This is a genomic window from Rhizocola hellebori, from assembly GCF_016862955.1.
Lineage (GTDB): Bacteria > Actinomycetota > Actinomycetes > Mycobacteriales > Micromonosporaceae > Rhizocola > Rhizocola hellebori.
In genome coordinates this window covers 1-12,896 of the sequence record NZ_BONY01000144.1, presented here as the reverse complement: position 1 = coordinate 12,896, position 12,896 = coordinate 1, and the positions used below count along the sequence as shown (strand labels likewise).

Below are 12,896 nucleotides of genomic sequence, written 5' to 3'. Positions count from 1 at the left end.
CCCGAGCGGCACCGGCCCGAGCGGTGGTGCGGGCGGTGGTGGCGCGGCGGATTCTGAGGTGGTGGATGAGGCGGTGGCGCAACGTGCGCCGGGGCACGCCGTGGTGACCGGTGGCGCGGGAGGAGCTGTGCCGGGGCAGCGGCGGGCGGAGCCGCCTGAGCTGGGTGAGCCGCCAGAGCTTGAGCTGGTGAGGCCGTCTCGGCCGCTCAGCTTGGCCGGGTTGGTGGCCGAGCTTCGGGTGGCGGCCGTGGAAGGCGACCCGGACGCGGCCGCGGAGCTGGCGCGGCTGGCGCAGGCAGGGGTAGCGGGCGCCCATCCCGATCAGTGGTGGGGGTTGCCCGAGCTGTCCGACGACCGGCCATTGCGCGATGTCGATGAGCAAGACCCGGTGCGGGTCACCCCGTCCACCATGGAAAGCGCGCTGCGCTGCGGGTTGCGATGGCTGCTGGAAAAGCACGGTGGATCGCTGCCCGCATCGGGGGCGCAGGGGGTGGGCAACCTCGTTCACGCCGCCGCCATGCTTGCCGACCAGGCCACCGACCGGCCCGAGGTGCTGCTGGAGTACGTGACGGCCCGCTTCGACGCCATCGAGCTGGCGGCCCGGTGGCTGGTCGGCCGGGAGCGCGACCGGGCCGAGCAGATGATCGGCAAGCTCACCCGCTGGCTGGCCGAAAACCCGCGCCGCCTCGTGGACATCGAGCGTGAGTTCACCGTGCGCCTGGAGGGCAGGCCGCCGATCGAGCTGACCGGACGGGTCGACCGGCTCGAGGTCGATGACGACGGCCACCTCGTGGTGGTCGATCTGAAGACCGGAAAAACCACCACTGCCACCGCTTCCGAGCTGCCGGAGCATCCTCAGCTCGGGGCCTACCAGGTGGCGGTGGAGGAGGGCGCATTCGCCGAGGGCGACGTCAGCGGCGGCGCGGCCCTGGTGCAGCTGGGCACCACACACAAGGAGGCCAAAGAGCAGGCGCAGGAGGCGTTGCGTGAGGCGGGCGACCCGCAGTGGGCCCACGCCATGGTGCACCGCACCGCCGACACCATGGCCGCCTCCACCTTTGTGGCCAAGGCCAACGACAGTTGCCGGGTGTGCCCGGTGAAGAGCTCCTGCCCGGTCTCGGGCAAGGGACGCCAGGTGGTCGAGCCATGAGCGAGCTTGTCGAGCTCATCGTGAGATTGGGATCCGTTCATGCCGGAGCCGACCGCAGGGAGGCTGGGGCATGAGCGAGCTTGTCGCGGACGGCCCGCGGTGGACGCCGGAGGAGCTTGCGGAAAAGCTTGGCCTGCAACCGCCGACGGAGGAACAGTCGGCGGTCATCAGCGCCCCGATCGCACCGCTGCTGGTGGTGGCGGGAGCGGGGTCAGGCAAGACGGAGACGATGGCCGCGCGGGTGCTCTGGCTGGTCGCCAACGGCCACGTGCATCCGGAGCAGGTGCTCGGCCTTACCTTCACCCGCAAGGCCGCGGGCGAGCTGGCGCACCGGGTGAGGGTCCGGTTAGGACAGTTGCGACGGCACATCGGCGAGCTCGACGGGGAGCCGACTATCGCCACGTACCACTCCTTCGGCGCGCGCATAGTCACCGAACATGGTCTGCGGGCCGGGTTTGAGCCGAGCTCGCGGTTGCTGACGGAAGCGTCGTGCTGGCAGCTCGCGGATGAGGTCGTGCGCAACTACAACGGCGACATGACCCAGGTCGAGGCCGCGCCGAGCACTGTCACCGCGGCATTGCTCGCGTTGTCCGGCGAGATGGCCGAGCATTTGGTCAGCGCCGACGGGCTTTCGGTCTGGACGACAGGCTTCGTGGAGCGGGTCGCTGCCAAGCCCGGCAAAATGATGGCCGATGTGGTCAAGCTGCTTGCTAGGCAACGTGCGCGTCTGCAACTCCTTCCTCTTGTTCGTGGGTACGCAGCGCGCAAGCTCGCCTTGGAGGCAATGGACTTCTCAGACCAGATGTCGCGCGCGGCCTTGGTGGCCCGTGAGCATGCAGAGGTCGGGGCGGCAGAAAGAGATCGTTTCCGGGTGGTGCTGCTGGACGAATACCAAGACACCAGCCACGCGCAGGTGGTCCTGTTGCAAGCCCTTTTCGGCGAGGGGCATCCGGTCACCGCGGTCGGCGACCCGTGCCAGTCCATCTACGGCTGGCGCGGCGCCAGTGCGGGCACCTTGGACCGATTCCCGGGCGATTTTCGTTCCGTCCAAGGCGATCCGGCCCAACGGCTGTCGCTGAGCCGCAGTTTCCGCAACCGCAGCGAAATCCTCACCGTGGCCAACTCGATTTCGGCGCCGCTGCGGGACATGTCGGTGGTCTCGCTGACCTCGGGCAGCGCCGACCGCGGTGTGGCACGCTCCGCTTTGTTGGAGACCTATCTCGACGAGGCAGAGTGGATCGCCGATCAGGTGGCGGGCGCCTGGCGCGCCTTTGCCCGGGTGGTGGGCGATCAGCCACCCGCGCACATTCCGCTTTCCCGGCGCCCGACGAGTGCGGTGCTGGTGCGGCTGCGGTCGCAGATCGCGCCGATCGAGGCGGCGCTGCGGGCGCGCGGGCTGCCGGTCGAGGTGGTGGGCCTGGGCGGTTTGCTTGATACACCTGAGGTGCGCGATGTCGTGTGCACGTTGCGGGTGCTGGCCGATCCGTCCGACGGGGCCTCGTTGTTGCGCCTGCTGACCGGGGCACGGTGGCGCATCGGCCCGCGCGATCTGGTGGCCCTGCACCGGCGGGCTCGTGACCTCGCCCGCGCTCGCCGTCAGTCCACATCGGAGGAACCGGTGATGGCTGACCGGCTCGATGACGCTGCCCTGAGTGAGGCGCTCGAGGACCTCGGCCCCGCGGGGGCTTTCTCGCTTGAGGGTTATGCGCGCTTCACCAGGTACCAAAAAGAGCTGAGGGAGTTGAGGCAACGCCTTGACCAGCCGCTGAGTGATCTCATCTCGGACATCACGCGCACCATCGGGCTTGATGTGGAGGTGGCGGTGCGCGCGGCTTCGGTCGGCGGCGACGCCGGCCTGGCGCGGGCGCATCTCGACACGTTGGCCGAGGTGGCGGCGCGGTTCGGGGTCGAGACCGATGGCGCTCCGCTGTCGGCTTTTCTGGCCTACCTGGCCGCAGCCGAGAACGAAGAACGCGGCCTGTCCCCGGGGGAGATCGACGTCTCTGAGGGTTCCGTGCAGATCCTCACCGCCCACGCGGCCAAGGGTTTGGAGTGGGACATCGTCGCGGTCGCGGGGCTGACCAAGGACGTCTGGCCGGGCCGCAGCATCGGGTCGGATCATTACCTGATGGGCCTCGGGGTGTTGCCGTTTCCGTTGCGGGGTGACCGTTCCGGGCTTCCCGTGCTCGTGACCGCGGTGCCAGACCAAAAGCAGATGGGCAGGGCTGTTCAGCAGTTCGAGGAAGACTGGCGCGAGCACGATTTGCAGGAGGAGAGGCGGCTGACCTACGTTGCCGTGACCCGTCCGCGCAGTTGGCTTTTCGCCTCGGGCTACTGGTGGGGCGATGGGGTGAAGCGCCCGCGCGGCCCGTCGCCGTTCCTCGAGGAGATCCGGGAGGTCAGCGAGGTCGACCGCTGGGAGCCGTTGACAGCGGCGGAAAACCCGACCTCCACCATTGTCGAGGCGGCTTGGCCGTTCGATCCGCTCGGGCCGCGTCGCGCGCCTATCGCCGCCGCGGCGGAGCAGGTTCGCTCCTCCAGCGCGCGCAGGACAAAGTGGACCCACGAGGCCGACCTGCTGCTGGCCGAGCGTGATGAGCTCGCACGCCGGGCTGCTCTGGCCGAAGTGGTTCTGCCGCCTCATCTTTCGGTCTCCCAGCTGGTGACCTTGCGCAAGGATCCGACCGGGCTGGCGCGTGCGCTGCGGCGTCCGCTACCGGCGGCCCCCGATCCCTATTCGCGCCGCGGCACAGCCTTCCACCGCTGGCTCGAAGAGCGCTACCAGTCCGCGACGCTGTTCGACCTCGATGAGCCGCACTTCGCTGAGGAGGAAGCCCCCGACTCCGAGCTGCTCGCGTTGAAGGCCGCTTTCGAGTCCAGCGTGTGGGCCGACCGGGCGCCGATAGCGGTCGAGACGCCGTTCATTGTCGAGATCGGGGGAGTGGTGATTCGCGGCCGGATGGACGCGGTGTTCCCCGGCCCGTTCGACGGGTACGAGGTGGTCGACTGGAAGACCGGCCGCATCCCGACCGGCGCGACGGCCCACGCGGCCGCGATTCAGCTTGCCGCCTATCGGCTGGCCTGGGCCTCGCTGAACAAGGTTCCGCTGTCGGCGGTGAGCGCCGCCTTCCACTATGTCCGCGACAATGTGACCGTTAGGCCAGTCGACCTCCTCTCGTTGGAGGAACTGACCGCCCTGATAACCGACTTGCCGCCGTCGGGTAGCTGACTGTGCATCCACGCGTCACGAGGCATGGTGTGGTCGTGGAATCGACAGCACGCGAGATCGCCGTGGTGCTGGCCGTCGCTTTGGCCGGCCTGCTTCTGGCGGGCGCCGTGGTGCTGGCGCCGTGGCATCCCGCACAGGCCGGCGTGGTCGTCGAGGTCCACCAGCCCTAGGCCTTGTCCTCCAGCTTCAGCGACTGTGAGCGGAATCCTTGGCGTACATAGAATTTGATGGCCGAGTCGTTGTCGGTGTAGGCCGTCACCGCGATCCGGTCGGCGCCGGCGTCGCGGGCCCATTGTCGGAATTCCGCCACCAGCCGGGTCCCCACGCCAAGGCTTCGGTGCTCCGGGAACACATACATGCTCCCGAGCGTCGCGACGCGGATCGGGCGGATGTCGGTCGGCCCGGCCAGCGCTGCGGTGAGATGGCCCACGACACTGTCACCATCGTCAACCACTAGGACGAGCCTTTCCGGGTCGTCGAGGCTTTGGCGGAAGCTGTCGGGGCCGTGTTCGCGTGGCCAAAGCTGGCTCAGCGTCGGGTCGCGGGTGCCGGCATCCTCGGCGAACAGGCCGACACTCGATTCGACCAAGCCTGGAATGTCGGCCTCGGTCGCCCGTCTGATTCGAACCTCAGTCATAGCGGAAGGCTAGCGGCAAAGCTGAGCGAGCGTGAATCGGAAGTGCGGGGACGGGGTACCCTTCCGGCGTGCGAGCGATGGTGTTGCTGACCGCTGCGGTGGCGTCGGTGTTGGCTGTTCCCGCTCCGGCACAGGCCGCGGCCGAGCCGGATCTGGTGCGCAACCTGCAATGGCAGATCTCTGCGCTGCAGCTCACCGAGGTCCACAAGCGATCCACAGGCGTGGGCATGGTAGTTGCCGTGGTTGACTCGGGCGTGGATCCGCTGCATCCCGACCTGACCGGTCAGCTGTTGCAGGGCCCGGAGGGGGCGAACGCCGACATCGATGGCCGAGGCACCGGGCTGGCCGGGCTTGTCGCAGGTCATGGTCACGGCACTTTGCGCGATCAGGGCGTGTTGGGGGTGGCGCCGGGGGCGAAAATTCTGCCGGTGGCCTTCGCACCCGTTCCCTTCGAGAACGGCGACGCTGACCGGATGGCTACTGGCATCGAGCTGGCGATGAACCGGGGCGCGCAAATCATCTGCCTCGGCCGCGGCGTCGCGCCGAGCGAAAGGCTCGACTTCGCTATCGAGGTCGCGGTGGAGAAGGGCGTCCTGGTGGTGGCGGCCGACACCGCGCCATGGCCGGCTTCCTATCCCGGAGTGCTTTCGGCGTTGCCGGCTGACCGATCCGGCATCGTGCGCGTGGCCGCGGCGAGCGGGCGTACCACCGGGCTCGCGGTTCCCGGCGTGGACCTGATGACGACAGACAGGGCCAGCGGTTATCGCATCGCCGACACCTCGTCGGCGGCGGCCGTGCTCTCAGGCGCGGCGGCGGTGTTGTGGGCGGCCTACCCCGAGGCGAAGGCGGCACAGATAACCGAAGCGCTGCGCAAGTCGGCGACCAACCGCGAAGGCATCAACTCGGTCAACCTTCTTGCCGCGCTGAACGCCGGCATACCCAAGCCGAGCCCGACGCCGAGCGCCGCCTCCGCCGCGCCAAAGCCGACCGGCACCAAGGCGCTGGCGTTCAACGACCCGCTGGTCCACAGCCGCGACTGGCGTCGCTGGCTGGTAGTGCTGCCGCTGATCGGTTTCATGGTGGCCCTAGCCGCCTGGGCCTACTACGCCGCCAAACGCCGCGAAGCTGTGTAGCTGGCGGGTCGCTTCGCACGCGCCAGAGTTACTGCTCGATTAGGCCCCAGCGGTTGCGGATGAGGCGGTCGGCTTTGCTGAAGAAGTAGTCGACCACGAGCCCGAAGAGCAGGATCACGATCATCATCGCGATCACGCCGGGGGGGTCGATGAGTTCTCGGGCCAGGGTGAGCTGGCCGCCCAGCGACGTCTTGCCGAGGCCGACGATGATGAGTTCGCCCGCCATCAGGCTGCGCCAGGAGAACGCCCAGCCCTGTTTGAGCCCGGAGACGAAGGAAGGCAGCGCCGCAGGCGCGATGATGTACCAGTAGAGCTTGAGCCCGCGTGCGCCGAGGTTGCGTCCGGCGCGCAGGAAAAGCGGTGGCACGTAATCGATTCCGGCGATCACTCCGTTGGCGATCGATGGTGCCGCGCCCAGTACCACCACGAAGAAGATGGCCTGTTCGGTGAGGCCGAAAAGCAGGATGGCCAAGGGGAACCAGGCGATCGACGGCATGGTCTGCAATGCGGTGATCATCGAGCCGATGGCGACTCGCAGGACGCGGACCCGTGCCACGGCCAGCCCGAGCCCGACGCCGAGGATCAGCGAGAAGCCGTAACCCATGGCGGCGCGGCGGGCCGTGATGGCGATGCCTTTCCACAGCTCGCCGCGCTGGGCCCGTTCGGCCAGCTCGGTGAAGGCTTCGGCGGGCGAGGGCAGCGTGTAGGACGGGCGCAGTTCGAGTACGAAGGCGAGTTGCCAGAACGCCAGCGCGATGGCCAGCGCGGCCAGCTTGGGCCAGATCGTGCCCCAGATCCTCAGCAGCCGGCTGGGTTCGCTCTGCCTTTCGGCCAGCTCGAGGGCATCCAATCCGGACAGTGTGTCAACGGCCATGACGGCCCACCTCCTGGCGCAGCCGGTCGGTGACCTCGGCCGCTAGCGATGCGACCTCGGTGGAGTCGATCCGCCGCGGACGGGGGATCTCCACCGGGGTCTCGTAGATGATCCGGCCGGGGCGGCTGGACAGCAGCACGATCCGGTCGGCGAGGCGGGCCGCCTCGCGTACGTTGTGGGTCACGAACAGCACGGTCAGCTGGCGCTGAGTCCAGATCCGTTCCAGCTCGTCGTGAAGCAGGTCGCGGGTCATCGCATCGAGGGCGCCGAACGGCTCGTCCATGAGCAGGACAGGGCTGTCCTGGCCGAGGGTACGGGCCAGGGCCACCCGCTGGCGCATCCCGCCGGAGAGCTCGTGCGGCTGCCGCTTGGCGAATTCGCTCAGGTGGACCACCTCGAGCAACTCGGCCACCCGCTTCTTGCGTTCCTCCTTCGGGACGCCGCGCAGCTTAAGCGGAAGCTCCACATTGGAGGCGACGGAAAGCCAGGGGAACAGCGCCGGATCCTGGAACATCAGGGTGGGCGCCCGGTCCTGGCTCAGCTGGATGTCGCCGCCGGTTGCGCGGTCGAGCCCGGCGATCAGGTTGAGCAGGGTGCTTTTGCCGCAGCCGGAAGCTCCTACCAGGCAGACGAATTCGCCGTGCCTGACGTCGAGGGTGAGCCCGTCGAGCGCCAGCACGGCGTTGCTGCCGCGGCCGTACACCTTGGTAACGCCCGAAAGCGTGACCGCGTTGGCGATCACGCTCTGGGGCGGTGCTGTCAATGTCATAAGCCCTTTACCTCCGGTTGTCCTTTGGCCTTGAGCACTTCATTGAGGATCGTGAGGTCGTAGATGCCCTTCAGATCCACCTTCTCCAGCAAACCGATCTCGATCGCGTGATCCGCGCCGGACTTGAGGGAGGAAGCGATGGGGTCGTTGAGGAATTCGAGGGTCGGCCAAGCCTGCTTGATGAGCTTGAGGTCGAGCGGCTTGCCGGAGATCTTGCCGATGTGGTCCGAGACGGCCTGCTGCGCCTCATCGGGCTTGGTCTTGATGAACTCGGTCGACGACACGTGGGCTTCGACGAGCTTGCGCACGGCGTCGGGGTGCTTTTGCAGGAACTCGGTGCGCACGATGAGGTGGGTGATGACGAACTTCTTGTCCGGCCACAGGTCGCGCTCGTCCACGAGCACCTTGCCCCCGGCGCTGACGAGGCGGGAGGCGAACGGCTCGGGCACCCAGGCGCCGTCGATCTGGTTGGCGCCAAAGGTTTCCACCGTTTGAGCGTTTTCCTGCGGGATGATTTTGACGTCGCCGCCGCCCTCTTTGGTGGTGCTCAGCCCGTTCTGCTTGAGCCAGTAGCGCACCGCGACATCCTGGGTGTTGCCCAGCTGCGGAGTGGCGATCTTCTTGCCCTTGAGGTCCTGGGGGCCGTTGATGCCCGGCTTGACCACGAGGGCCACGCCTCCGCTCGCGCCGCCGGCGACGATGCGGATCGCCACCCCTTTGGACTGGGCATGAGCATTGATGGCCGGATTCGGCCCGATATATGTGGCGTCGATCGCGCCCGAGAAGAGCGCCTCGATGGCGGCGGGGCCGGCGTTGAAGGTCTTGGTGTCGAGCTTTATGTCGCCAAGCTGCTGCTGAATGATCCCCTTTTCGATCCCCACCAGCGCTGGAGCGTGAGTGATGTTCGGGAAGTAGCCGAGGCGGAGGGAGGTGGGTGCGGCGCCTTGGGCGTCGTCGCCACCGCACCCGGCCAACCCCAGCGACGCCGCGGCTAAGGCCACTAATGCGGCAAGTGCGCGAGGGGCTCTTTTCATGGCGTCTTCCAATCCCTAGAATTCCTACTTACTTGGTAGGAACTATGGGTGAGTAACATGGCCGAGTCAAGAGATCGGTCCACATCTTGAGATGAGACGGGTGGGATCATGGCCCAGGCAGTGGTGATCGGCGCGGGGTTCAGCGGGGTCTTGGCAGCACGTGAGCTGCTGCGCACCGGCTGGTCGGTGGTGCTCGTCGACCCCGGCGCGCGCCCGGGCCGTGGCCTGGCCTATGGCACAAACGTGCCATGGCATCTGCTGAACTCGCCGGTCTCCGCCATGAGCATCGATCCCGACGATCCCGATCACTTTCTCCGCTGGTGTCGCCATCGCGATGGCTCGGTCGTGGGCAGCGACTTCGTCGCGCGTGGGTGGTACGGCGACTACCTGACCGAGGCGCTGCGTGACGCCGACCGCATCGCGCCGGGCGAGCTGGTGGTGCATCGCGGCCGGGTGGTGCGGATCTTCGAGGGCTCGTCGCAGACGCTGGCCGTGCTGCTCGCCGATGACGTGGTGGTCAACGCGGACAGGGTGGTGCTCGCGGTGGGCAACGCCCGGCCCGACGAGCGCTTCCCGATCTCGGAGGCGGCCCGCGCGAGCGCGGCCTATGTACGCGATCCGTGGGCGCCGGGCGCGCTCGACGAACTCCCGGAAGGGCCGGCGCTGCTGGTAGGGACGGGGTTGACCGCGGTCGATGTGGCGCTGACCCTCTCCCGTACCGGCCGGCACCGGCGGATCACCGCGGTCTCCCGGCACGGTCTGCTGCCGCAACGGCACGCGCCCGCGCAGAAGATCACGCTTGAGGCGCCCGCGGGGGCCTCGCTGGCGGTGCTGCTGCGGGCGATCAGGGCCAAGGTCAGCGAGGTGGGCGACTGGCGTGCGGTGATGGACGCGCTACGTCCACATTGGAATGAACTCTGGCGCGAGCTGCCCGAGGCCGATCAGCGGCGCTTCCTGCGTCATCTCGCACGGCACTGGGAGGTGCACCGGCATCGGATGGCCCCGCCGATCGCGGCGGCCATCGACACCCTGCGCGCCGAGGGGGTACTGGAGATCGGGGCCGCCGAGATCTGCGGAATAGCCGCCGAGTCCGGGGGAGGCCTGCGGGCCACCCTGCATACAGCCCAGACCGCGCACTACGCGGCCGTCGTCAACTGCACCGGCCCGGGTCGCCTGGTCGAGGCGGATCCGCTGGTGCGCTCGCTGATCGCGGACGGGCTGGCGCAACGGGGCCCGCACGGCCTCGGCCTTGCCGTTGACGAGCACGGCGCGCTGATCGGGCGCAGCCCGCGTCCACCCGCGATCTACACGCTCGGCGCGCCGCGCCGCGGGCACCTGTGGGAAACCACCGCAGCCCCCGAGATCAGGGCCCAGGCTCGGGCACTCGCGGATCACTTGACCGCGCGGAGATCAGTGGCCGGAGGCTTTGGTGCGCTAGGGTCGTGCCGTGCAGATACCGCGTACCCACTACCAGGTTGAGCGATTCACGCTTCCGAACGGCCTGCGCGTGGTGCTCAGTCCGGATCGCAGCGCACCGGTCATCGGCGTGGCGGTCGTTTACGACGTGGGCATCCGTTCCGAGCCGGAGGGCCGCACGGGTTTCGCCCACCTCTTTGAGCACCTGATGTTCCAGGGCTCGGCCAATCTCGAGAAGCTGGCGCATTTCAGGTATGTGCAAGGCGCGGGTGGCACCTTCAACGGCTCGACCCATCTGGACTACACCGACTACTTCGAGACCGCTCCCAGCAACGCGCTGGAGCGCATGCTCTTCCTTGAGGCCGACCGCATGCGCGGTCCCCGGCTGACCGAGGAGAATCTGGCAAACCAGATTGACGTGGTCAAAGAGGAGATCCGGGTCAACGTGCTGAACCGCCCCTATGGCGGTTTCCCGTGGCTCAAGCTGCCGCCGGTCATGTTCGACAGCTTCCCCAACGCCCACGACGGCTACGGCTCCTTCACCGATCTGGAGGCCGCCACGGTCGCCGACGCGGCCGAGTTCTTCGATCGCTATTACGCCTGTGGCAACGCCACTGTCAGCGTGGCGGGCGACTTCGAGCTCGATTACGCCCGGCAGCTGGTCGAGAAGCACTTCGGCGACGTCCCGGCGCGACCCGCACCGGCGCGGCCCGACTTCGACGAGCCCGACCTGACCGGGGAGCGCAGGAAGTCCTATGTGGACAGCCTGGCGCCCCTGCCGGCTGTCGCCGCGGCCTGGCGCGTCCCGAACCCGATCACTCGTTTCTCCGACTACCTGCCCTATGTGGTACTGGCCGAGGTGCTCACCGATGGCGACGCCGCCCGGCTGGTCGAGCGGATGGTACTCAAGGACAGGATCGTCACCAGCGTCGGCGGCTACCTGGGCTTCATGGGTGAGCCGTTCGAGGTACGCGACCCGACCGCGATGCTGCTGCAGGCCCACCTCCCCCCGCAGGGAAGCGCCGACAAGGTGCTCGCCACCATCGACGAAGAGCTCGACCGGCTTGCCACCGACGGCCTCGCCGCGGGCGAGCTGGCTCGCACCCAGGCGCGCATGGCCACCCATCTGTTGCGCGACACCGATGCCGTGCTCGGCCGGGCGTTGCGGATGGCAGTGCTCGAGCTGCAGCGAGCCAACCCGGCGCTCCTCAACGACCTGCCGCACCTGATCGCCGAGGTGACGGCCGATCAGATCCGCGAGGCTGCCGCCACCATGCGCCCGCACCGCCGGGCCTCGATCGAAGTCGTGCCCGGAGGCGGAGAGAAATGACAAGCACCGCAGAAATTTCCCTACCCGATCTCGAGCCCAACCGGCCGTTGACCCTGCCGTTGCAGGCGGAGGTGACGCTGCCCAACGGGCTGACCATCATCGCCATCCAGCGCCCGTCGGTGCCGCTGGTCGAGGTGCGGTTGCGGGTCCCGTTCGCGCAGGCGCCGCTTGCCGCCAGTTCGGTTCTGACTCAGACACTTTTCTCCGGTACCAGTCAAAAGTCGACGGTCGACATCGCCGCCGAGCTGCAGACTGTCGGGGGTGGATTGGCCGCCGCGCTCGATCCCGACCGCATGCTCATCAGCGGGAACGCGTTGACCACCGGCCTGGACAGGTTGCTCGAGCTGCTGGCCGAGGTGCTGCACGACGCCACCTATCCGGCCACCGAGGTGGTCACCGAGCGCGATCGGCTCGCCGACCGGATTCAGGTCGCGCTGAGCCAGCCGTCGCACCTGGCTCGGGTGGCCCTGCTCAAGCGCATGTACGGCGACCACCCCTACGCGGTGCAGACACCGGGTGCCGACGAGGTGCGCGCGGTCGACCCGGAACATCTGCGCCTGCTGCACGCCCAGCGCTTGCACCCCAACGGTTCCACTCTGGTGCTGGTGGGCGACATCGATCCCGAGGCGGCGCTGGCGATCGCCACCGACCGGCTCGGCTCGTGGAGCGGCGACGGCGCACCGATCGAGCTGCCGCCCTCGCCGCCGCTGGTGGCGGGGCCGCTGGTGCTGGCCGACCGGCCGGGCTCGGTGCAGTCGTCCATCCGCATCGCGCTGCCGGCCGTGCCGCGCACGGATCCCTCACACGCGGCGCTTCAGCTGGCCAACCTCATCTTCGGCGGCTACTTCTCGTCGCGCTGGGTGGAGAACATCCGTGAGGACAAGGGTTACACCTACGGCCCGTACTCGATGATCGAGCACTCCGTGGCCGGTTCGGCGCTCATCGTGTCGGCGGAGGTGGCCACCGAGGTCACCGGCCCCGCGCTGGTCGAGACGCTTTATGAGCTGGGCCGCTTGGCCGCGTTGCCGCCCGGGGAGGCGGAGCTGGAACAGGCGCGCCAGTACGCCCTGGGGACTCTCCAATTAGGAATGTCCACCCAGGCTGGTCTGGCCGGTCTGGCGAGCACATACGCCGGTTCCGGGCTAAGGCTGAACTACCTGGCCGAACACGCGATCCGTTTGGAAGCGGCCACGCGCGAGGACGTGCACCGGGCGGCGCTGCAATACCTGGCCCCGGCCAAAGCGCTCCTGGTCGTCCTGGGCGACGCCGCCAAGATCCGCGAAGAAGTCTCCGCCATCGTGGCTGTAACTCCGTAATGCTGGCG

Annotated in this window: 11 protein-coding genes; 7 read left to right on the top strand and 4 right to left on the bottom strand. The window is 68.3% G+C overall.

All coding sequences use genetic code 11. From position 1 onward, the window contains the following. From Rhe02_RS48120 to Rhe02_RS50725, 3 genes are all read left to right on the top strand, one after another. Nucleotides 1-1,150 (top strand): RecB family exonuclease (locus tag Rhe02_RS48120; RefSeq protein ID WP_203915303.1); only part of this gene is annotated, 1,150 nt, incomplete at its 5' end. A gap of 70 nt (nucleotides 1,151-1,220) precedes the next feature. Then, complete coding sequence (locus Rhe02_RS48115) at nucleotides 1,221-4,379, top strand: ATP-dependent helicase (protein ID WP_203915302.1); 3,159 nt, start codon at nucleotides 1,221-1,223, stop codon at nucleotides 4,377-4,379. Between the two features lie 35 nt (nucleotides 4,380-4,414). Beyond that, complete coding sequence (locus Rhe02_RS50725; protein ID WP_275412704.1) at nucleotides 4,415-4,549, top strand: hypothetical protein; 135 nt, start codon at nucleotides 4,415-4,417, stop codon at nucleotides 4,547-4,549. Here Rhe02_RS50725 and Rhe02_RS48110 read toward each other — a convergent pair. Continuing rightward, entirely contained in the window at nucleotides 4,546-5,016 is a 471-nt protein-coding gene (locus Rhe02_RS48110) for a GNAT family N-acetyltransferase (RefSeq protein ID WP_203915301.1), read from the bottom strand. The genes Rhe02_RS50725 and Rhe02_RS48110 overlap by 4 nt on opposite strands. 77 nt (nucleotides 5,017-5,093) lie before the next feature. On the opposite strand from Rhe02_RS48110, the gene Rhe02_RS48105 reads away from it, so the two are divergent. Next, nucleotides 5,094-6,149: a S8 family serine peptidase gene (locus tag Rhe02_RS48105; protein ID WP_239124554.1), complete on the top strand. Its 1,056-nt coding sequence runs from the start codon at nucleotides 5,094-5,096 to the stop codon at nucleotides 6,147-6,149. A gap of 28 nt (nucleotides 6,150-6,177) precedes the next feature. Here the strand turns inward: Rhe02_RS48105 and Rhe02_RS48100 are convergent, their stop codons facing one another. From Rhe02_RS48100 to Rhe02_RS48090, 3 genes are read right to left on the bottom strand one after another with little or no spacing between them, the layout of a single operon-like run. Next, on the bottom strand, nucleotides 6,178-7,023 hold the full coding sequence (locus tag Rhe02_RS48100) for an ABC transporter permease (RefSeq protein ID WP_203915299.1): 846 nt from the start codon (nucleotides 7,021-7,023) through the stop codon (nucleotides 6,178-6,180). Further along, nucleotides 7,013-7,792, bottom strand: coding sequence for an ABC transporter ATP-binding protein (locus Rhe02_RS48095; RefSeq protein ID WP_203915298.1), 780 nt, complete (start codon nucleotides 7,790-7,792; stop codon nucleotides 7,013-7,015). Before Rhe02_RS48095 ends, Rhe02_RS48100 begins: the two co-directional genes overlap by 11 nt. Then, entirely contained in the window at nucleotides 7,789-8,826 is a 1,038-nt protein-coding gene (locus Rhe02_RS48090; protein WP_203915297.1) for an ABC transporter substrate-binding protein, read from the bottom strand. The genes Rhe02_RS48095 and Rhe02_RS48090 overlap by 4 nt, the downstream gene beginning before the upstream one ends. 108 nt (nucleotides 8,827-8,934) lie before the next feature. Here Rhe02_RS48090 and Rhe02_RS48085 point away from each other — a divergent pair, with 108 nt between their 5' ends. Genes Rhe02_RS48085 through Rhe02_RS48075 form a run of 3 tightly spaced genes read left to right on the top strand, consistent with a single transcriptional unit; the run spans nucleotide 8,935 to nucleotide 12,888 of the window. Continuing rightward, the gene (locus tag Rhe02_RS48085) at nucleotides 8,935-10,305 is read left to right on the top strand and encodes an FAD/NAD(P)-binding protein (RefSeq protein ID WP_203915296.1); all 1,371 of its coding nucleotides are present in this window, start codon (nucleotides 8,935-8,937) and stop codon (nucleotides 10,303-10,305) included. Further along, nucleotides 10,274-11,572 (top strand): M16 family metallopeptidase, encoded by a 1,299-nt coding sequence (locus Rhe02_RS48080; RefSeq protein ID WP_203915295.1) that lies wholly within the window; start codon nucleotides 10,274-10,276, stop codon nucleotides 11,570-11,572. Before Rhe02_RS48085 ends, Rhe02_RS48080 begins: the two co-directional genes overlap by 32 nt. After that, on the top strand, nucleotides 11,569-12,888 hold the full coding sequence (locus tag Rhe02_RS48075) for a M16 family metallopeptidase (RefSeq protein ID WP_203915294.1): 1,320 nt from the start codon (nucleotides 11,569-11,571) through the stop codon (nucleotides 12,886-12,888). The genes Rhe02_RS48080 and Rhe02_RS48075 overlap by 4 nt, the downstream gene beginning before the upstream one ends. Nucleotides 12,889-12,896: the final 8 nt, after the last annotated feature.